Origin of the sequence: Burkholderia sp. BCC0506 (assembly GCF_902833145.1) — a bacterium.
GTDB lineage: Bacteria > Pseudomonadota > Gammaproteobacteria > Burkholderiales > Burkholderiaceae > Burkholderia.
The window spans coordinates 779,432-799,834 of the sequence record NZ_CADFEN010000001.1; the positions used below are offsets into that span (position 1 = coordinate 779,432).

The window sequence follows — 20,403 nt, forward strand, 5'->3', positions numbered from 1 at the left end:
ACCCGGAGCCAACGACGACCATGACGCAACCCACCCGCCCGACCATCCTCACCGGCGACCGCACGACCGGCCCGCTGCACCTCGGCCACTACATCGGCTCGCTGCGCGCACGCGTGCAGATGCAGCACGAGGCGACGCAATTCCTGCTGCTCGCCGATACGCAGGCGCTCACCGACAACATGGGGCGCCGCCAGCGCGTCACCGAGAACGTGATCGAAGTCGCGCTCGACTATCTGGCCGTCGGCATCGACCCGGCTATCTCGACGATCGTCGTGCAGTCGCAGGTGCCCGAGCTTGCCGAGCTGTCGCAATACCTGCTCAACCTCGTCACGGTCGCGCGCCTCGAACGCAATCCGACCATCAAGGAAGAGATCCGCCTGCGCGGCTTCGAACGCGACATCCCGGCCGGCTTCCTGACCTACCCGGTGAGCCAGGCCGCCGACATCACCGCGTTCAAGGCGACCCACGTGCCGGTCGGCGACGATCAGCTGCCGATGATCGAGCAGACCAACGAACTCGTGCGCCGTTTCAACGCGACCGTCGAGCAGCCGGTGCTGGTCGAATGCGAGGCCGTGCTGTCGGCGGTCACGCGGCTGCCCGGCATCGACGGCAAGGCGAAGATGAGCAAGTCGCTCGGCAATGCGATCACGCTCGGTTCGACGCCGGACGAGATCGCGCAGGCCGTGAAGGACATGTATACGGACCCGAACCACCTGCGCGTGAGCGACCCGGGCCAGGTCGAGGGCAACGTCGTGTTCACGTTCCTCGATGCGTTCGAGCCCGACGTGGCGAAGGTCGACGAGTTGAAGGCCCACTATCGCCGCGGCGGCCTCGGCGACAGCGTCGTCAAGCGCGTGCTGAACGAGCGGCTGCAGGCGCTGATCGAGCCGATCCGCGCGCGCCGTCGCGAGTTCGAGGCGGACAAGGCCGAGGTAATGGCGATCCTGAAGCGCGGCACGCTGCATGCGCGGGAAGTGGCGGGGGCAACGCTCGCGGAGGTGAAGGGAGCGATGGGGCTCACGTATTTCGATTGAGCGGCGCCGTCACGCCCGCTCGCGCTACGCTGCCGCATGACACACGGCCTCGATCCGCTTGCCGGCCGGATCGATCAGAAAAGCCGCCGACTCGCTGCCGGCGACTGCCCCGAACACTCGCTACACGCTCGCGACGCAACGCTGCTGGGTCCGAGAATCAGGCATTCGACGGCAACCGCCAGCGGCGGCCTGCTATCAGGACTGACGCACGCCTCATCCACGGCTCAGACGGCAAGCCCCGCCCGCCGGCAAGGCATGCATGCGATGTGGCAAATTGCAGGCAAACAGTTGCCCTGCGCATGCCGGCCGACGCCGTTGCGCTGTGAATCTTGCCCTGCTATCTACGGCTCACCGAAGCGTCGTCGGCAAGGCTCCACATTCCCAGCTTTCCGAGCTTCGCCGCCAGTTGCAACCGGGCTGAACGCCAGTCGGTCAACGCTTGAATGCGCTGCCGCTTGGCGGCCGCCATCGATGACTGAGCATTGAGCAGTTCGAGGATATTCCCCACCCCGCCCTGATACCGATGTTGCGCCGCCGTGTAGGAGCGGCGAGCGACATCGAGCAGTGTCGCACTGTTGCCAATGTTATGAGTCGCCGTTTGCAACGCCTGGTAACTCGTCCATACATCCAGACCAACCTGCTGCTGCACTTCGTCGAGCGTATCTCGCTGGAATTCGACCTGCGCTTCATCCTGCCGGATCTGGTACGTCCGCCCGAACCCGTCGAAGATCGGTATCGTCAACTGAAACCCCAAATACCATTCGTGCCCAGTGGTTGGAAACTGAGGTACGCCTATTTGGAGCGTCGTCGGTTCGTTATTTTCGCTATATTTGGCCACAAGGCTCAAACTCGGCAGCCCAGCGGCGCGTGTTTGAGAAACCTTGGCGACTGCAGCCGCTACTTGCTCCTGGGCAGCCACTACACTGGGATGCGATCGCTTCGCTTCCTGGATGAGATCCGCAACGGCTTCATTGAATTCCCCATCGGGTGCCACACCGTCACCGACGTCCGGCAGCGTGATCTGTATGTCAGGATCAAGGTTCAAATCCGACGCGAGTGAACCCAGTGCGGTCTGCCATGCGCCCAGTGCCTTGGTGCGCTCGACGACGGTTTCGGCCCATGATGTCTGAGCCTGTAACTCGTCACTGATCGGCGAGATGCCTTTGTCCACGCGAACCGTTGCCGCCTTGAAGCTACCGTTGGCCGTTTGCTCGATCTCATCAGCCGCGGCGAACGCACCTTGCGCGGCCTGTGCCGCATAGTAGTCTTTTGCCACGTTTGCGAAAGCGGTTTCGAGCGCCGCCTGCTGGTTCGCCTGCGCCACCGCCAACAAGGCCGTGGCATTCCTCAGCGCCGCGGAGCGACCACCGAAATCATAGAGCACCCAACTCAACGAAACATTGTCCGTTCTGAGTGCGCTATTCCGGTAAACAGAACTGTACTGCGGCAGGCCGGTGATGTTTGTCACGGTTTCATCGCGTACACCTTGCCACGTCGCGGATACCGTAGGCAAATAAGCGGCGCGACCGATACCGACACCCGCAGTCTGTATCTTGACCTGGGCCCACGCTTCGCGCGTTTTCGGATTGTTGCAGAGACTGCGTTCGACGGCATTCTGCAAAGGTAGAGGACGAGGGAGCGGGCCGAATATACAGACATTCGCGGCCCCGTTGTCGAGCATCGCACCAGAGGCTGTCGCCGACACGGCCCCGCTGGTACGCAGTGGATCGAACGCCCAAACGGGATCCGATACGCCGGCGATGGAAAACAGCGCGAGCAAGCCCGTGAAGAGCGTCCGCGTTAGCCTCTTCGCCTGCACCTTCATTCGGCGCGTAGGTTCGCTAGCATCTCGATTGCGTTCAACGTTCACGCAGACTCTCCTGACTCGTCTGCATCACCGGATCAAGGAAATAGTGCGCGACGCTGCGCTTTCCGGTCTTGATCTCGGTCGTCACCTCCATGCCGGGTGTCAGATTGATCCATTGATCGTTGGCGAGAATCCGGTTCGTCGGCAGTCGAACATGTGCGACAAACGTCAGGCCGAGCTTTTTGTCCGGTACCGCGTCGTTGGAAACCGAGACAACCTTGCCGGTCAGGTAGCCATAGCGCGTATAGGGAAACGCTTCTATCTTCACAGTCGCCGTCTGACCGACCTTCACAAACCCGATGTCCTTGTTTTCGATATTCGCCTCAACCTCGACAGAATCGTCGGGCACGATTTCCATCACGGACTGAGCTGCAGTGGCGACGCCTCCGAGCGTATGAATGGCCAGTTGCTGGACCGTACCGTCGACAGGAGAGGTCAAGCTCATCAGCTTTTGTCGTGTATCCGCCTTCGTCTCGTCATTCCGACTTTGCACGAGCTGCTGAGTCGCCTTGTCGAACGTATCGAGCTGAGCGCTTCGAAATTGCGATGTCGTCGAAGCAATGTCCGCCCGCTGCTCCGCAATCCCTTCGATCAGCTCGTGTGCATGACTTTTCTGAGCAGCAAGCTCATGCTCTTTTTCGAGTGCGGCCTGCTCCTTGTCCAGGTAATCGGTCCGCGCCACGTACTTGTCTTCTGCCAGGGACTGGTACTGGTCGGCCTGCTGGCGGGCGAGCGGCGCCGTCGCGGCCAGTCGGGCGATTTCCTGATGGGTTTCGTCGAGCTCGGCTTCCTTCTTGAGCAATTCGGCCTGCGCACTGCTCAACTTGTCGCGATACTCACGATAGAGTCCGTCCGCATAATGTTGCGCGTCCTGCAGCTCGCTTTCCAATGCACCATCGACGCGTACGACCTTGGGCGGCTGCCCCGAACTCAGGGCGTCCAGCAATGAGCGCGCGCGTCCTGCGGCGAGCGCCGCTTCAATTCGGGATGAGCGTGCCTTGTCGGAATCCGCCGCGGCCTGGGTCGAATCAAGTTGCATCAGCAACTGTCCCGCGTGCACTCGCTGCCCGTCATGAACAAAAATCTGCCGTACGACGCCGGTTATGGCGGGCTGGATGACCTTCACCCGCACGCCAGGCAGCAGTTTCCCTTTCGCGACGGCTACGATGTCGAGCTGGCCGAACAACGCAATCAGCGTGACGAAACCCGCCAGCGCGACGATAATCCGCATCGCCCACTGCGGCGCCGGATGCACCGGTGTTTCCACCAACTCGAGGTTCGCGGGCAAAAAGGCCCGCTCGTGTGAAAGACGCGACCGCCCGTTTTTTACCTCATCTGAAGCACACCTCAGTCACATATCCTTTCAACCCCACGACCAAGAGTGCAATTAGGATAAAAAAAGAAATCATGAATACCAGCTTCATCCTTGGAGGGATTTTACTGGACGCAAGTGAAGTAACAAATGCAAAAATTGTCGCAATCGGCCCTATTGTCACAAGCAAAGCAAACGCCATTGCAGGAATGCCTCGCATATTTCTAATATAATCATTGCACAGCCCACCCATTCCACCAACAATAAAGGCTACAGGCAAAATAAAATAAATTAATAATTTTAAATTACCCCTATCCACACCCCCTCCCGCCATCGCCATTCTTTCACCCCAAAATCAATCGAAACACTTCCCCGCCCGCGCATCACAATTAAATCCAATAACAGCGTGACACACAAACCAATAACATCTCTCTATTTTTCACTCAAAAGTATAGGTCAACACGAACTTCATTCCGATATCAATAAATAATCACCGATACACTTCCGGATCCCCGTCACACAGATAATCAGCCTCTCAACAGGAAGCCAAAGAACAAGCTGCGCGCATTATTTCCCAACAGCCCATGAAAAGGAGCTTGGAAAGCGAAATACATCGACACCCGGCGCAGTAGGTTCTGTTTCTACTCTCAAACGTCGTCGGCTACTGCCAACCATGTCGACCAAGCAGAATTCAAGCCATTTAGGTTTGGATATTTAAAATTGATACGCCCATCACCCAGAAAATATAATTTCTTATGTTCATCCGGATTAAAGGAAAGAAAATAGAAATTCGCTTGATGCATGAACGACCCCGGTTTAATTATTTTCCTACAATTTTTCCAATATCGACATCAAATGACACTGCATACATCCGATGATACTCCATACCCATCCATTTGCAAACGGCAACATTACAATTCACCATTACCCTTACGGGAGCCAGTCATATTTCATAATATTTCTTTCTTTTTGAAATAAGTTATCGATTCTGCCTCTACTTTCGCGCACACGAAAATCCACCGCATCTCCCGACAAGTGCCGAGTTTTCATAATTACAAATCGCGTTTCTTAAACAGATCTTCCGGTACGGCACGTCAAGATCACCAGCATTCGATAAAACCCGGGTGCCAATGTAAGACAAAGCCGCAAGAATTACCGTTGCACTGCTGCAATCCGCCCACGCCGATAAGTGCAGCGCTGCGGTCGGATGAGAATATCCGGGGCCTCAGCGATACAGTCATTCGGCATTTCGCCTCCGACGCGGTCCGCTGCGCACTACGCTATACTGCCGCGATGGAAACGAAACCCGCCTCGCCGATCGTGCATTGCTGGTGGCGCGCCTGACCCAGGCGGCCCGTTTTTTTTTGCATGTCCCAAACGTGATGCCGCCAGCGATGGCGGCATTTGCGTTTCTGCGCTGACGTCATCGCTGGCGGCTTCGATAACCCGGAGCCCCACGCTTCGCAATTTGCAAATGATGGAATTACAATTCATCGTTTACCTTACCAAAGTCGGTCTTCTTTCATAATATTTCTTCCTTTATGAAAGAACGTTTCTGTGTAAGGAACGACTGTCACAGTCCGAACAATCCGTGCGCCAGCCAGGTCGAGGGCAACGTCGTGTTCGCGTTCCTCGATACGTTCGAGCCCGACGCGGCGAAGGTCGACGAACTGAAGGCCCACTATCGCCGCAGCGGCCTCGGCGATAGCGTCGTCAAGCGCGTGCTGAACGAGCGGCTGCAGGAATTGATCGAGCCGATCCGCGCGCGCTGTCGAGAGTTCGAGGCCGACAAGGCCGAGGTGATGGCGATCCTGAAACGCGACACGCTGCGCGCACGAGAAGTGGCGGAGGCGACGCTCGCGGAGGTTAAGGGGGCGATGGGGCTGACGTATTTCGATTGAGCGATCCAATGGCGACGTGCATTGCGCTCACTACGCAATGCACGCTCGACATGGAACGCAACCGGCAACAATTCGAAAACCTTCCGTCCCTGGCATCACATCGAAGAAAAAGGCCGGCTGCGCGAGCGTTCCGTCGGTGCTTCCGCCACCACGCGGCCAGAGACGGCCGTCGTGTGGCTTTCGCGTGAGTCGCTCGTCAACGTGCCACCGCAGCAGCTGGCCTACCCTCGACATTGCTCCGCAAAGACGACTTCGCTAACGTAGCCCGCCAATAACAACGACGGCGAACGGGGACGTACAACGTGTGCGGCCTGCCTCGCCTGCATCCCGAGGGCTCCGCGTGAATACCTATTGCGACCGACACAACTGGGAAGCGCTGGAAGCGTTCGTTCGCAAGGAAGCCGCTGTCTCGGACAAGCGCCGTATTACAGAGCAAACCTCCATCTCGGACGACCTGGGGCAGACCGGCGACGACGCCGACATCTTCATGGAACGCTTTTTCGACCGCTTCGACGTCGATCGCGGGGACTACGATTTTGGGCGTTACTTCCTGATGGAGGGCGAGGGGCTGCTCTATCACGTGTTGCGAAAATACCTGCTCGGAAAGCCCCATACGTTCCAGCGACATGCATTGACCGTCGGCATGCTGAGTAAAGCGATATCGCTGGGGACGTGGGACTCCAAAGCGGTCGAAAACTGACGACCGCGGAACATCTCCACCGTCATGGCCGCTCGCGCTCTGGCGCCGCATTACACACGGCCTCGATCCGGTTGCCGGCCGGATCGATCAGAAAAGCCGCGTAGTAGTTGCTGTGATAATGCGGCCGCAATCCAGGGGCACCGTCGGACCGGCCGCCCGTCGCGAGGCCGGCCTCGAAAAACGCATGCACCTGCTCGCGGGAAGCGGCCTTGAAACACCAGTGCCGCTTGCTCGTCCCGACTTCGGCGGGATCCAGATACACCGCCAGAAAAGTCGATGCCGGGTCGTCCGCGTTGCACCGTTCGCCATAGCCGAGCGCATTGGGCCGGTCATAAACCTTGGTCGCGCCCAGCGCAGCCATGACGGCATCGTAGAAGGGGCGTGCCAGATCGATATCCGGCACAGCGATCGACACGTGATCGAGAAGTTGCATGGTGTTGGCTCCATTGAACGAACCGAGTCTACACACTCGTCACCGATCCGACCGATCAACCTCACCGACGACTACACTACCGACCACGCCCTCTACGTGATCTGATACGTCGACGCCGGCACGAACTCCTCGGGTATCGGCCGATCCCCGAGTTCCAGCACCGACCGCTCGATCGTGCGCGTGATCGCATCGAGCGCGAGCGCATTCGGCGCGAGACCGAACGGCTCGGCCACTTCGTTCGCGATCGCTTCCAGCGCGATCAGCGTGTACGAAATGAACACGCAGATCAGCGGCGTGAAGAATTCAGTCGAATCGACGAGCCCGAACGGCAGCAGCACGCAATACGCATACACGGTGCGATGCAGCAGCACGCTGTACGAAAACGGAATCGGCGTCGACAGGATGCGCTCGCAACCGCCCACCGACTTGCCGAGTTCGTCGAGCTGCGCTTCGAACATCCAGCAGGTCGCGTCGCCGCCGGGGACGCGGCCCAGCGCACGGACGATACCGCCGCGCAATTCGTCGAGGATCGCGACCGGCTTGTAGCATTTGCCGCCGAGCGCGGCCGTGCGCTCCGCGCCGAGAATGCGCAGCAGGTCTTCGGTCGGATCGGTATGGCGCAGCTGGTGCTTCAGCGCATACGCGAGCGCGATCAGCAGATCGGCGAGCCGGTTGCGCTCGGCATCGCTCACGCTGTCGGGCAGGTAGCGATGCAGTTGCGACGTCACGGTGCGCGCGGCGATCAGCAGGTTGCCCCACAGGTGCCGCGCTTCCTTGAAGCGCTCGAAGCTCGCGTTGTTGCGAAACCCGAGGAAGATCGCGAGCGCGAGCCCGAACAGCGTGAACGGCGCCGTGTTGAGCGGAATCTTCTCGCCGAAGATGCGCCCGTTCGTGAAGACCGCCAGCGTGCTGACGATCGCCATGAACACGAGCTGGGGAATGATCGATTGCAGCACGGAGCCGTTCCATACGAACAGCATCCTGAGCCAGTTCTGTCGTGGTCTGACGATCATGATGTTTTCTCGACTGCCAAAGGAATACGCAACCCGTTGCGCCCGCACCCGATACGCAACGGCCCGCGCATGGCGGGCCGCTTTCGCATCGGGTGCCGTACCGCTCAGTGATAACCGATGTCGCCCTCGCGCACCTTGCCGCGGAACACGCGGTACTGCATCGCGCTATACACGAGGATGATCGGCAGCACGATCACGGTGCCGACGAGCGCGAACAACTGGCTCGCATGGCTCGACGACGCGTCCCAGATCGTCAGCGACGGCGGCACGATGTTCGGCCAGATGCTGATCACGAGCCCCGTGTAGCCGAGGAACACGAGCGCGAGCGTCAGCAGGAACGGCGTGGCCTCGTGCGCACGCTTCACCGTGTGGAAGATGCCCCACACGCATGCGACGACGAGGATCGGCACCGGCAGGAACCAGCCGAGGTTGCCGCTGCCGAACCAGCGATGCGCGACGGCCGGCAGCCCGATCACGGTCCACAGGCTGACCACGCCGATCACCGCGAGCAGCACGCCCGCGAGCGGCTTCATCAGCAGCCGCATCTTGCGCTGCAGTTCCCCGTCGACCTTCAGGATCAGCCAGCCGCAGCCGAGCGTCGCGTAGGTGACGAGCACGCCGATCCCGCACAGCATGCTGAACGGCGACAGCCAGTCGAACGGCCCGCCCGCGAACTGGTTGTTCTCGATCTTGATGCCCTGCAGCAGCGAGCCGAGCACGATCCCCTGGCAGAACGCGGCGAGCGCCGAGCCGCCGATGAACGCGAGATCCCACATATGCTGCGTACGCGTGGCTTTCGCGCGCAGCTCGAACGCCGCGCCGCGGAAGATCAGCCCGACCAGCATCAGCACCAGCGGCAGGTAGTTGGCCGGCAGCAGCGTCGAGTACACGACCGGGAACGCGCCGTAGAGGCCCGCGCCGCCGAGCACGAGGAATGTCTCGTTGCCGTCCCACACCGGCGCGACGGTGTCGAGCATCACCTGGCGCTCGGCCTTCGCATCGAAGAACGGAAACAACAGCCCGATGCCGAGATCGAAGCCGTCCAGCATCACGTAGATGAATACGCCGAGGCCGATGATCGCGGCCCACACGACAGGAAGATCGATGTGCATGGTTACTCCGCTTCGGTGACGTTCAGCGGCGTGGACAGCGCGCTCTTGCGCAGCCCCGGATGCCGGTGCAGCTCGATGTAGCCGGCCTGGGCCGCCGGCCCGCGCTTCATCAGTTTCATCATGTAGTAGATACCCGTTCCGAATACCAGGAAATACACGACCACGAACACCAGCAGCGACACGCCGACCTGCTGAGCGGTGAGCGGGGAGACCGAGTCGACGGTACGCAGCACGCCGTACACGGTCCACGGCTGCCGCCCGACCTCGGTCGTGATCCAGCCGGCCAGCAACGCGACGATGCCCGATGGCCCCATGCATACGACGAACCGCTGGAACCAGCGCGTTTCATACAGGCGCCCACCCTTTCTCAGCAGCAGCCCGAGCAGCGCGGTGAGCAGCATCAGCATCCCGAGGCCGGCCATGATCCGGAACGTCCAGAAGACGATCGGCGAATACGGGCGGTCCTGCGGCGGGAATTCCTTCAGCCCGCGGATCTCGCCGTCCCAGCTGTGCGTGAGGATCAGGCTGCCGAGGTGCGGCACCTGGATCGCATAGCGCGTGGTTTCGGCCTGCATGTCGGGCAGCCCGACGAGGTTCAGCGCGGTGCCGCCCTTCTCGGTTTCCCACAGCCCCTCGATCGCCGCGATCTTCGCCGGCTGGTATTGGCGCGTGTTCAGCCCGTGCGCATCGCCGACGACGATCTGGATCGGCGCGAGCACCAGCAGCATCCACAGCGCCATCGAGAAACTACGCTTCACCGGTTCGTCGCGGCGCCCCTTCAGCAGGTGCCACGCGCCGCACGCGGCGACGATGAAGCCCGCGACGATGAACGCCGCGATCGTCATGTGCACGAGACGGTACGGAAACGACGGGTTGAAGACGACCTTGAACCAGTCGACCGGCACGACGAGCCCGTTCTCGATCTTGTAGCCTTGCGGCGTCTGCATGAAGCTGTTCGACGCGAGAATCCAGAACGTCGAGATCAGCGTGCCGACCGCGACCATCAGCGTCGCGAAGAAGTGCGCGCGCGGGCTCACGCGCTGCCAGCCGAACAGCATCACGCCGAGGAAGCCGGCCTCGAGGAAGAACGCCGTCAGGACTTCGTACGTGAGCAGCGGCCCCGTGATGTTGCCCGCGACACGCGAGAAGCCGGCCCAGTTGGTGCCGAACTCGTACGCCATCACGACGCCGGAGACGACGCCCATCCCGAAGCCGATCGCGAAGATCTTCGACCAGAACTGGAACATGGATTTGTAGGCGGCGTCGCCGGTGACGAGATAGCGCCATTCCAGCACTGCCAGGAAGCTCGCCATGCCGATGCTGATCGCGGGGAACACGATGTGGAACGACACCGTGAATGCGAATTGCAATCGGGCGAGATGGAACGCATCGAAGATTTCCATGACCGTAATTTGCTCGTGGTTGTGAGGACGTACGCTCGAAGCAGGAAATCGCGCGACGGCTTCGCGACAACCCATGCGAACACGGACGATCGCTCGCACGGCATCGAAGCGTGAATGACGATATCGCGTTTGCAACGATACTCGCAATCACTCGAACGTGCGCTGAAACTGTGCTGCTTGCGCCGCCGAAGATGTGTGCACGGAAAATAGTTTCCGTGCCGGCGGGACGCTCAGCTGTACTGCTTTCCGCGTGGCGGCGCTGTGTCTCGGGCGCACTGTTCACTCCAATTAACATGGGATCCAACGCCTGCCCGCCGCGGTCGTGCGCCCGTCGGCGCCCGCCCGGCGGCATCGATTCCCGTCGTTCGGCGCCCGCGCCGAGCCCGGCCGGCCCGCCGGCCGCCCCGCCTGGAGAAAACCGCATGGAGCCCCCCCGCCGCGACGATCCGACCGGCAGCATCGCGTGTCAGGTGACCCGCCATCGTGCCGGCGACGCGTGCGACACCGTCGATCGCGTCGTCGACGAAACGCCGGTTGCACTCGTGTTCAACGGCATCGCGCACACGGTGATGATGGCCACACCGATCGACCTCGACGCGTTCGGCCTCGGCTTCGCGCTGAGCGAAGGCATCGTCGAGCGCGCGTCGGACGTCTTCGACATCGAAAGCGAATGCCGGCCCGGCAGCGCCGAAGTGCGGCTGACCGTGTCGCAGCAGGCGTTCATGGCGCTGAAGGCGCACCGCCGCGCACTGGCCGGCCGCACCGGCTGCGGCGTGTGCGGCATCGAAAGCATCGCGCAGCTCGACCTGCACCCGCCGCGTATCGCGGCCGCCGGCGCGGCCGCGGGCATCGGCGCCGACGCGATCGCGCGCGCCGCGCGAGCGTTGCCGGCCCGCCAGACGCTGATGCGCGAGACGGGCGGGATCCACGCGGCCGCGTGGTGCGATCGCGACGGCACGGTGCTCTACGTGTTCGAGGACGTCGGCCGCCACAACGCGCTCGACAAGCTGATCGGGCAGCTCGCGCGCCGCCGCGCCGACCTGCGCGCGGGCTTCGTGTTCCTGTCGAGCCGCGCGAGCTACGAACTGGTGCGCAAGGCCGCGCGGGTCGGCATCCCGATGATCGCGACGATCTCGGCGCCGACGTCGCTCGCGATCGACGTGGCCCGCGAAGCCGGCGTGCGGCTGCTCGGCTTCTGCCGCAACGACGGCTTCGTCGAATACGTCTCGCCCGCCGCCGCTCACCTCGACCCATTGCCTGCACCGGCCCACTCGTCATGAAACACCTGTTCGATTTCGATACCGCGCAGCAGCAATTCGCCGGCGCGTTCGCGCCGCTCGAGGCCGCCGCGCCCGTGCCGGTCGCGCAAGCGCGCGGCCACGTGCTGGCCGCGCCGCTGACCGCGGTGCTCGACCAGCCACCGGCCGACCAGAGCGCGATGGACGGCTATGCCGTGCGGCACGCCGACCTCGCGCACGGCGAACCGCTGCGCGTCGCGCAGCGCTGCTATGCCGGCGACACGCCCGCGCCGCTCGCGCCGCGCACGGCCGCCCGCATCTTCACCGGCAGCCTGATTCCGCCCGGCGCCGACACCGTCGTGATGCAGGAGCAGGCGCACGAACAAGACGGCAGCGTCACGTTCGACTTCCCGCAGCGCCGCGGGTCGCACATCCGCCGCCGCGGCGAGGAAGTCCGCGCGGGCGACCTGCTCGTGCCGGCCGGCGTGCGCATGGGCGCGATGCACGTCGGCGTGGCCGCCGCGCAAGGATTCGCGCGGATCGACGTGCGCGCGGCACTGCGCGTCGGGATCCTGACGACCGGCGACGAACTGGTCGCATGCGGCGACGCGCGTGCGCCGCAGCAGATCTACAACAGCAACGCACCGATGCTCGCCGCGCTGGTCGCGGGAACCGGCGCCGACGTCGCGATGTGCCGGCACGCGGCCGATACCGCGGCCGCCGTCGATCGGGCGCTGCGCGACCTGCACGCGCGGTGCGACCTCGTGATCTGCGTCGGCGGCGCGTCGGTCGGCGACAAGGACCTGCTGCGCCCTGCACTCACCGCGCTCGGTGCGTCGTTCCTCGTCGCCGGCGTGCGCATGAAGCCTGGCAAACCGGTCGCGCTCGCGCGGCTCGATGCGCGGCCCGTCGTGCTGCTGCCCGGCAATCCGGGCGCCGCGACGACCGCGTTCGCGCTGTTCGTCGCGCCGCTGATCCGCCGCCTGCAGGGGCGCGACGCGTGCCTGCTCGTCGTGCCGTCGCTGCCGATCGACACCGGCTTCGAGCCGGATGCGCAGCGGGAGCGCTTCGTGCGCGTGCGCTGCACGGTGGGCACCGACGGCGCCCCGGTACTCGATACGCTGCGCCAGCAAGGCGCCGGCACGCTGCAGTCGCTCGTGCAGGCAACCGGCCTCGCCCGGCTGCCGGCCGGACGCACCATCGCGCGCGGCGACGCGGTTCCGTACTACGAATTCGCACGCTGGCTCGCATGAGCGCGACGCCGGATAGCTGCGCGATGCAGCGCCTTCGCCCCTTTCGCCGGCACTTTCGCCGCACCTGTCGCACGTCGCGCGCGGCGAACTGTATTCCTGCAATTCGGGCGCGATTGTGTCTCTGCCGGCCCAACCCGGCGGACTATGCTCACGATGAGGCGCGTCACGACCCGGACGCCGACACGTCGGCACCCGCGCGGCCGAACGGCGACGCCTCTTCGCTTACTTCATGCAGGCCGACGACCCGATCGTGAATGCCATCGTTTCCGCCGCGCCGGCCGCCGCCTCATCCGGCGGCGTATCGCCCGGCGCTGTCCCCCGCCCGTCCGACACGCTCGGCCGCCCGCTGCACGACCTGCGCCTGTCCGTCATCGACCAGTGCAATTTCCGCTGCGGCTACTGCATGCCGCGCGAGAGCTTCGGCGCCGACTACGCGTTCATGCCGTCGTCCGAGCGCTTGTCGTTCGCGCAACTGGAAACGATCGCGCGCGCCTTCACGTCGCTCGGCGTCGAGAAGATCCGCATCACGGGCGGCGAGCCGCTGCTGCGCCGAAACCTCGAAGCGCTGATCGAACGACTGGCCGTACTGACGACCGTCGACGGCAAGCCCGTCGAAATCGCGTTGACGACCAACGGCTCGCTGCTCGCCGCAAAGGCACGCACGTTGCGCGATGCGGGGTTGTCGCGCGTGACCGTGAGCCTCGACGCGCTCGACGACGCAGTATTCCGCCGGATGAGCGACGCCGACGTGCCCGTGTCGCGCGTGCTGGCCGGCATCGAGGCCGCGCATGCGGCCGGGCTCGCGCCGGTCAAGGTCAACGCGGTGATCGAGCGCGGCGTGAACGACGACCAGATCCTGCCGCTCGTGCGGCACTTCCGGCACACGGGCGTGGCCGTGCGTTTCATCGAATACATGGACGTCGGCGGCGCCAGCTTCTGGTCCGGCGACAAGGTCGTGCCGGCCGCGCGGATGCGCGAGCTGATCGACGAACACTACCCGCTCGTGCTCGTCGGCGAGCCGGGGCACGACGCCACCGCGATCCGTTGCGCGCACATCGATGGCGCGGGCGAAGTCGGCTTCATCGCAAGCGTGTCGCATCCGTTCTGCGGCACCTGCTCGCGCGCCCGCGTGTCGGCCGACGGCCAGCTGTATACGTGCCTGTTCGCGACGCAAGGCACCGACCTGCGGCCGTGGCTCGACGATGCGGCGTCGACCGCCGACCTCGCCGCCGCCGTGCGCGCACGCTGGACGCAGCGCGACGACCGCTATTCCGAGCGCCGGGCCGCACGGCCGGCCCGCGCGCCGGGCAAGACCTATCCGACCGTGCGCATGTCGCTCGTCGGCGGCTGACACGCCGCCGCGCGATACAGGATGCGCCGCCCACTGGAGAACCTGTCATGACGACCTTCACCGAATCCCGCGCCGGGCTGCCGGACGATCCGCCGCGTGCCGGCAGCGCCGCGCCGCCCGTCGACGCGACCGATTCGCACCCCGAATCGGCGCCCGCCATTGCCGCCGGCTTCGAAGTGCGCGTGCAGCATGCGCCGATCGACGCGGGCGCGGAGCTTGCGCCGATCGTTCGCAACCCAAATGTCGGCGCGGTCGTGAATTTTCTCGGGGTCGTGCGCAAGGAAGGCGACGTCGACGACGTCGTCGCGCTGGAAGTCGAGCACTATCCGACGATGACCGAGCAGGCGCTGTGGAGCATCGTCGAGGAGGCCACCGCACGCTGGCGGCTCGAAGCGGTCAGGATCGTGCACCGCGTCGGCCGCATTCCGCTCGGCCAGCCGGTCGTGCTGGTCGTGGTGGCCGCCGCGCATCGCGCGTCCGCGTTCGACGCGTGCGAATTCCTGATGGATTTCCTGAAGACCCATGCGCCGTTCTGGAAGAAGGAGATCCGGCACGACGGCGAATCCGGCTGGGTCGAGGCGAAGGCGCACGACGACCTGGCGATGCGGCGCTGGGGCTGACGCCTCCGCGTCGTGCTTTCCGATTCCGCCGTTCCTGCTCGAGACATCGCAATGAAGCTGACGATCAAATATTTCGCGAGCATTCGCGAACAACTGGCGCTCGACGAGGAAACCGTCGAGATCGATGCGCGCGAACTCACCGTCGACGCGCTGCGCGGCACGCTGGCCGCACGCGACGCGCGTAGCGCGGAGGCGCTGCGGATGGACCGCCCCGTGCGGGCAGCCGTGAACCTCGAAATGGTGACCGGGGAATTCGTCGTGCGCGAGGATAGCGAGGTCGCGTTCTTTCCGCCGGTGACGGGGGGATGAGGCGACGCGGGGGCTGCGCGCTTCGATGCAGTCGTTTCGATCGGCGTATCGACCGTGAACGCGGTCATCGGCGCCAGTCTGGAAAAACAACGGTTCTTCGCGAGTTCCTCGGCGACAGCCAGGGAGGAACGCCGGCGGTCGGCCAGGTCCGTCACTCGACGGTGCGGCCGGATTTGGTGACAATCTCAGTCGTTCTGCCCGTTTAGGTCACATAGATCCGCGATGAATCTCAACGAAAGATTAATCGAAATTGCCCGACAGTCGTCCTGGTGTATGTCTGCGCTGTCGGCGGCAGGTGCGCTTGGCCTGAAATCCTGGTGCATTGGCGCAGGAGCCATTCGCAATTTGGTCTGGGACTCACTTCACGGATATGTGACTCCGACACGCCTGGCCGATGTCGATTTGGCCTACTTCGACGCGTCCGATTTGTCGTCGATTCGCGATGCCGAAATCCAACGCAGCCTCACGGCGGCATGTCCCGAAATTCCATGGGAGGTCACAAATCAGGCCGCTGTTCATCTCTGGTTTGAGAGCACCTTTGGGCATCCTGTGTCCCCCTTCAGTTCACTGGCCCAAGCCGTTGCGTCGTGGCCGGAGTACGCGACGACGGTAGGACTGACTTTGCATAGTGACGGGACAATAGAGGTCTGCGCACCATACGGACTCGACGATCTTTTTTCCATGGTGGTACGACGCAATCCAGCGCGTGTCAGCATTGATACTTATCTTCGGCGAGTCCAGCAGAAAAGATACAAGGACCGCTGGCCCCGTGTGACCATAATCGTTTAGAAATGTCGCCGGCAGTGAAGTGGCGTGTTACCGACCGAAGTCGGCCATGAGGCGACCTTCGTCTGGGACGTCGGTCGGACGTTCACATGACCGATCCCCGTCGGCAAGCCATCATTCGCTCGTTGGGACACCTTGTACCCTATCCTGTTTGTGCAATCGCCTGTTGCCTCTTTGAAGGCCGGGGTCGTGTTCGAAGGCGCTTCCAAGCGGAGCCACCATAATCGCCCGTGCATCAAGTGGAAAAGGCTTGCGAGGACGATTCCCGCTCCGGCACGTGCTCGAGCAGATGCGCAACAAATTGGGTGAGCTTCGGCAGGGGGCGCCGGTCGTGTCGGTACACGATGTGGACGGGGCGGGGATTGGGCGAGTAGGCTTGCAGTACTTGTACCAACGTTCCATTTGCCAGATCCTGAGCTACCAAGACTTCCGGTTGCAGCAACAATCCCGCGCCAGCGATTGCAGCCATGCGCAAGGCGTTGCCGTCATTGCACGCGAACACTGATTCTGTCGCCAAGCGCAGGCCGTCCCCATCCTTGAGCTTCCAGCCGCTACGGCCATTCCACACCGTATGAGACAGGCAGTGATGGACGCTAAGATCCTGCGGCGTCTCCGGACGCCCGTATTGAGCGAGATAGCCCGGCGATGCACAGATCACCATGCGATACATGGTCAACGGCTTTGCAATCAGGTCGGCATCGCCCAATTCACCAATGCGGATGGCCAGATCAAAACCCTCGTCAATCAGGTTGACGTTGCGATTGCTCAATTCCAGTTCTACACGCACGAGCGGATGCATATGCCGGAAAGTCGCGGCCAGTGGGGCGATGACACAGGCACCGAAGGTGATCGGCGCACTGATACGCAATGTGCCGGACGGTGACGCGCGTAGTCGCTCGACCGACGTTTCGGCGATACGCATGTGTTCGAGCGCGCGCTTTGCGTCTTCGTAAAAAACGCGGCCGGCATCAGTCAGACTCTGGCGCCGTGTAGTGCGCTCCAGTAAGCGCGCACCGAGACGCTCTTCGAGCTCGCGCACATATTTGCCGACCATTACCGCCGATATGTCCAGGTGCTTCGCTGCTTCGGTGAAGTTGCCTCTCTCCACGACTGCAACGAAGGTTTCCATGGAACGCAATTTGTCCATATTACGAACTGTGGCTTAGTAGTATCGGAAATTTAAACACATTTATGTGTTTTTCGGTTCGAGGAAGAATAGCGACATTCCAATTTGAATTCGGAAAGGAGTGTTTTATGAAGATCGTCGTAATCGGTGCCAGTGGGGACGTTGGTCGTTCCGTTGTGGATGAGCTTGCGCGTGACGGCAAACACGAAGTCATTCGTGTCGGTCGTACCCGGGGTGATCATCAAGTTGACATTGCTCGCGATGACAGCGTGAGCGCGCTGTTCAAGCAAATCGGCTCCGTCGATGCCATCGTTGTTGCCGCAGGCAATGTCATTCTGGCTCCAATCGAGAAAATGACAGCAGCCGACTTCCATCGAGGCTTGCAAGACAAGCTGCTCGGTCAGGTGCGTGTCGCGTTGATTGGTCAGCATTACCTGAGCGACGGCGGCTCGATTACGCTGACCTCCGGCATCGCTGTCGATGATCCGATTGCTCAAGGTTCCCATGCCGCAGCGTCGAATGCCGGGATTGAAGGATTCGTGCGTGCCGCCGCATGCGATTTTCGCCGGGGCATCCGAATCAATGCCGTTAGTCCAACCATGCTGATTGAATCCATGGACCGGTTTGGCCCGTTCTTTCCCGGCTACGAAGGCGTGCCGGCGACGCGTGTGGCGATGGCCTATCGACGCAGCGTGGAAGGCGTGCATACCGGCCGCGTATATCGGGTTGGTCATTGAAGTAAAAAACCTCGCGGCACTTTCGCCCCATCTGCTGCTGTTACAGCCGATATCCAGCCCGTGAATGGCCGCCGTACTTGCGAAACGCGCCACACGGGTCACGCAGCGGCGACCGGCAGCAATGGGTCGGCCAGCGACACCCACGCAAATCCACGAAGCACCCAAACAAAGCCGGCACGAGGCCGGCTTTGTCATCGAAACACAACGTACCGCAAACACCGTTCACCGCATGCACGCCCCTGCCAGCTTCCCGACCGTGATCACCGCCTGCTCGATCTCCGGCGACCACGGGCTGCTGTAGTTCAACCGGATGAAGTTCCGGTAGTTGTCCGTGATCGAGAACATGTAGCCGGGGCCGATCGTGATCCCCTGCTCCAGCGCAAGCTGGTACAGCCGCATCGCATCGACCTGCGCCGGCAGCTCGACCCACAGCACGTACCCACCCGCCGGGGTCGAAATGCGCGTGCCCTCCGGGAAAAACCGCGACACCATCGCCCGCATCAGGTTCGCCTGCTGCGCATACGCCTTGCGAATCCGCCGCAGATGATGTTCGTAGCCGTCGCGTTCGAGAAACTCCGCGATCGCGAGCTGCGGCAACGACGGCGTCGCGAGCGTATTCAGGAACTTCAGCTTCTCGACCTGATCACGATAGCGGCCGGGCAGCGCCCAGCCGATCCGGTACGCGGCCGTCAGGCTCTTCGAGAACGACGAACAATGCAGCACGATCCCGGTCCGGTCGTAGGATTTCAGCGAACTCGGATGCGTGTCGCCGAAATACAGTTCGTTGTACACGCCGTTCTCGATGATCGGCATGCCGGCCTTCGTTGCGAACTCGACCAGTTCGCGCTTGCGCTCGTCCGGCATCTGGAACCCCAGCGGGTTCTGGAAATTCGGCATCACCATGCACGCGGCGATCGGCTGCGACTTCGCGATCGCGGCCAGCGCCGCGATGTCGATCCCGTATTCCGGGTGCGTCGCCACCTCGATCGCCTTCATCCCCATCCGCTCGATCGCGTGCAGCATCGCGTAGAACGTCGGCGATTCCACCGCGATCGTGTCCCCCGGCTTCGCCACCGCCTGCAGGCACAGGTTGATCGCCTCCGTCGCGCCCACCGTCACGATGATCTCGTTCGGGTCCACCGACATCCCGTTTTCCAGGTACCGGCGCGCGATCTGCCGGATCAGCCGCGGATGACCCGGCGGCAGTCCGTCCGTCACGCCCCACAGCGACTTGTCGCGGCCGGCGGCGTACGCGTAGCGGTTCAGCTTTTCGAACGGAAACAGGCTCGGGTCCGGATACGGCGAGCCGAGCGGCACCGCGTCGTCGGTCCCGATCGAACGCAACGTCGACAGCACGAGCCGGCTCACGTCCACCGACGACGAGATCGCGATCGGCTTCGACGGCCGCAGCTCGCGCACCGGCGCGTGGCCGTCGTCGCGCCGCAGGTTCACGAAATAGCCCGACTGCGGCCGGCTCTCCAGCAGCCCGCGGCTTTCCAGCAGCAGATACGCGTGCAGCACGGTCGTGATGCTGATCCGGTGCTGCTGGCTCGCCTGCCGCACCGACGGAATCCGGTCGCCGTGCCGGTACACGCCCTGGCGGATCAGGCGCTCGATGTCGTCCGCGAGTTTTTCATAGAGTTTCATCGTGCGTCTCCCGCTGGCGCACGCGGCCGCACCGCGCCGCCGTGTGCGTCCAATACGCACGTGTTGCGCGCGTTTCGCCCGTGGACCGGGCCGTCGTGATTCCTGATCTTTCCCTCCGGTTTTGCCTTTTCCATCGCGCTGGCTCTCTCTTGAAGATGCGCCGGCAGGGTTCCGGAATAGCGGGATCTGCGGCACTGTGCACTTGATGATTGGATCTTAAGAGAAGAACAGTTGGCGACGAGCACACACATCGAACGCGCGAACAAGAGTACAGTTCGGCGCGAATCGCGCATCTCAGGAAAACTGTACGTCTTATGAAATGGCTGGACAGCCGGATGCGGGCCGAGCGGGCCCGACCGGCCTGGAACGCCCGCCGCACGGGCCTGCGCGCGGCTGCGGCAATCGGGGTGCAATACTGTGCGTCCGCCAGTTTTTTCACGGTGAGCGCCCGACCATGCAGCACACGCTCGAACACCCCGCCGGCCCGGGAAGCGCGCCCCGGCGCCGGGCGACCAGTACAGAAGAAATCGCGCCGGAACAATCCAGCCGCCCCAGGAGCAC

Annotated in this window: 18 protein-coding genes and 1 pseudogene; 10 read left to right on the forward strand and 9 right to left on the reverse strand. The window is 62.9% G+C overall.

Features of this window, described 5'->3' with window-relative positions:
- The first annotated feature begins 20 nt into the window (after window positions 1–20).
- A complete protein-coding gene (gene trpS / locus HWX62_RS03380; RefSeq protein WP_175788911.1) occupies window positions 21–1,034 on the forward strand; it encodes a tryptophan--tRNA ligase in 1,014 nt (337 codons plus the stop codon).
- A 337-nt stretch (window positions 1,035–1,371) separates the two neighbouring features.
- Here trpS and HWX62_RS03385 read toward each other — a convergent pair whose 3' ends face one another.
- Genes HWX62_RS03385 through HWX62_RS03395 form a run of 3 tightly spaced genes read right to left on the reverse strand, consistent with a single transcriptional unit; the run spans window position 1,372 to window position 4,532 of the window.
- Entirely contained in the window at window positions 1,372–2,904 is a 1,533-nt protein-coding gene (locus HWX62_RS03385; RefSeq protein WP_244135940.1) for a TolC family protein, read from the reverse strand.
- The gene (locus HWX62_RS03390) at window positions 2,894–4,189 is read right to left on the reverse strand and encodes an HlyD family type I secretion periplasmic adaptor subunit (protein ID WP_347879931.1); all 1,296 of its coding nucleotides are present in this window, start codon (window positions 4,187–4,189) and stop codon (window positions 2,894–2,896) included. Before HWX62_RS03390 ends, HWX62_RS03385 begins: the two co-directional genes overlap by 11 nt.
- A gap of 43 nt (window positions 4,190–4,232) precedes the next feature.
- The gene (locus HWX62_RS03395; protein WP_208458643.1) at window positions 4,233–4,532 is read right to left on the reverse strand and encodes a hypothetical protein; all 300 of its coding nucleotides are present in this window, start codon (window positions 4,530–4,532) and stop codon (window positions 4,233–4,235) included.
- Between the two features lie 1,282 nt (window positions 4,533–5,814).
- Here HWX62_RS03395 and HWX62_RS03400 point away from each other — a divergent pair.
- Window positions 5,815–6,114, forward strand: a pseudogene (locus HWX62_RS03400) (tryptophan--tRNA ligase); the annotation flags it as partial.
- Window positions 6,115–6,454: 340 nt separating this feature from the next.
- Window positions 6,455–6,814: a DUF1493 family protein gene (locus HWX62_RS03405; RefSeq protein ID WP_175929858.1), complete on the forward strand. Its 360-nt coding sequence runs from the start codon at window positions 6,455–6,457 to the stop codon at window positions 6,812–6,814.
- 22 nt (window positions 6,815–6,836) lie between these two features.
- Here the strand turns inward: HWX62_RS03405 and HWX62_RS03410 are convergent, their stop codons facing one another.
- The 4 genes from HWX62_RS03410 to HWX62_RS03425 form a co-directional block, all read right to left on the reverse strand.
- Window positions 6,837–7,247 carry a VOC family protein gene (locus tag HWX62_RS03410; protein WP_175929857.1) on the reverse strand — a complete coding sequence of 137 codons (411 nt, stop codon included), beginning with the start codon at window positions 7,245–7,247 and terminating at the stop codon, window positions 6,837–6,839.
- A gap of 92 nt (window positions 7,248–7,339) precedes the next feature.
- Window positions 7,340–8,260, reverse strand: coding sequence for a bestrophin family ion channel (locus HWX62_RS03415; RefSeq protein WP_175929856.1), 921 nt, complete (start codon window positions 8,258–8,260; stop codon window positions 7,340–7,342).
- Between the two features lie 104 nt (window positions 8,261–8,364).
- On the reverse strand, window positions 8,365–9,372 hold the full coding sequence (cydB, locus tag HWX62_RS03420; RefSeq protein ID WP_175929855.1) for a cytochrome d ubiquinol oxidase subunit II: 1,008 nt from the start codon (window positions 9,370–9,372) through the stop codon (window positions 8,365–8,367).
- A 2-nt stretch (window positions 9,373–9,374) separates the two neighbouring features.
- Window positions 9,375–10,775 (reverse strand): cytochrome ubiquinol oxidase subunit I, encoded by a 1,401-nt coding sequence (locus HWX62_RS03425; protein WP_175929854.1) that lies wholly within the window; start codon window positions 10,773–10,775, stop codon window positions 9,375–9,377.
- 422 nt (window positions 10,776–11,197) lie between these two features.
- On the opposite strand from HWX62_RS03425, the gene fdhD reads away from it, so the two are divergent.
- The 6 genes from fdhD (at window position 11,198) to HWX62_RS03455 (ending at window position 16,335) form a co-directional block, all read left to right on the forward strand.
- On the forward strand, window positions 11,198–12,055 hold the full coding sequence (gene fdhD, locus HWX62_RS03430) for a formate dehydrogenase accessory sulfurtransferase FdhD (protein ID WP_175929853.1): 858 nt from the start codon (window positions 11,198–11,200) through the stop codon (window positions 12,053–12,055).
- Window positions 12,052–13,266 (forward strand): gephyrin-like molybdotransferase Glp, encoded by a 1,215-nt coding sequence (glp, locus tag HWX62_RS03435; protein WP_175929852.1) that lies wholly within the window; start codon window positions 12,052–12,054, stop codon window positions 13,264–13,266. Before fdhD ends, glp begins: the two co-directional genes overlap by 4 nt.
- A gap of 229 nt (window positions 13,267–13,495) precedes the next feature.
- Complete coding sequence (moaA, locus tag HWX62_RS03440; protein WP_175929851.1) at window positions 13,496–14,617, forward strand: GTP 3',8-cyclase MoaA; 1,122 nt, start codon at window positions 13,496–13,498, stop codon at window positions 14,615–14,617.
- Between the two features lie 47 nt (window positions 14,618–14,664).
- Window positions 14,665–15,237 (forward strand): molybdenum cofactor biosynthesis protein MoaE, encoded by a 573-nt coding sequence (locus tag HWX62_RS03445; RefSeq protein ID WP_175929850.1) that lies wholly within the window; start codon window positions 14,665–14,667, stop codon window positions 15,235–15,237.
- 51 nt (window positions 15,238–15,288) lie between these two features.
- A complete protein-coding gene (gene moaD / locus HWX62_RS03450; protein WP_175929849.1) occupies window positions 15,289–15,546 on the forward strand; it encodes a molybdopterin converting factor subunit 1 in 258 nt (85 codons plus the stop codon).
- A gap of 222 nt (window positions 15,547–15,768) precedes the next feature.
- Window positions 15,769–16,335 carry a nucleotidyltransferase family protein gene (locus tag HWX62_RS03455; protein ID WP_080289195.1) on the forward strand — a complete coding sequence of 189 codons (567 nt, stop codon included), beginning with the start codon at window positions 15,769–15,771 and terminating at the stop codon, window positions 16,333–16,335.
- 232 nt (window positions 16,336–16,567) lie between these two features.
- Here the strand turns inward: HWX62_RS03455 and HWX62_RS03460 are convergent, their stop codons facing one another.
- On the reverse strand, window positions 16,568–17,479 hold the full coding sequence (locus HWX62_RS03460; protein WP_175929848.1) for a LysR family transcriptional regulator: 912 nt from the start codon (window positions 17,477–17,479) through the stop codon (window positions 16,568–16,570).
- Between the two features lie 107 nt (window positions 17,480–17,586).
- On the opposite strand from HWX62_RS03460, the gene HWX62_RS03465 reads away from it, so the two are divergent.
- Window positions 17,587–18,195 (forward strand): short chain dehydrogenase, encoded by a 609-nt coding sequence (locus HWX62_RS03465; protein WP_175929847.1) that lies wholly within the window; start codon window positions 17,587–17,589, stop codon window positions 18,193–18,195.
- 222 nt (window positions 18,196–18,417) lie between these two features.
- Here the strand turns inward: HWX62_RS03465 and HWX62_RS03470 are convergent, their stop codons facing one another.
- Window positions 18,418–19,842 (reverse strand): PLP-dependent aminotransferase family protein, encoded by a 1,425-nt coding sequence (locus HWX62_RS03470; RefSeq protein WP_175929846.1) that lies wholly within the window; start codon window positions 19,840–19,842, stop codon window positions 18,418–18,420.
- Between the last annotated feature and the right edge of the window lie 561 nt (window positions 19,843–20,403).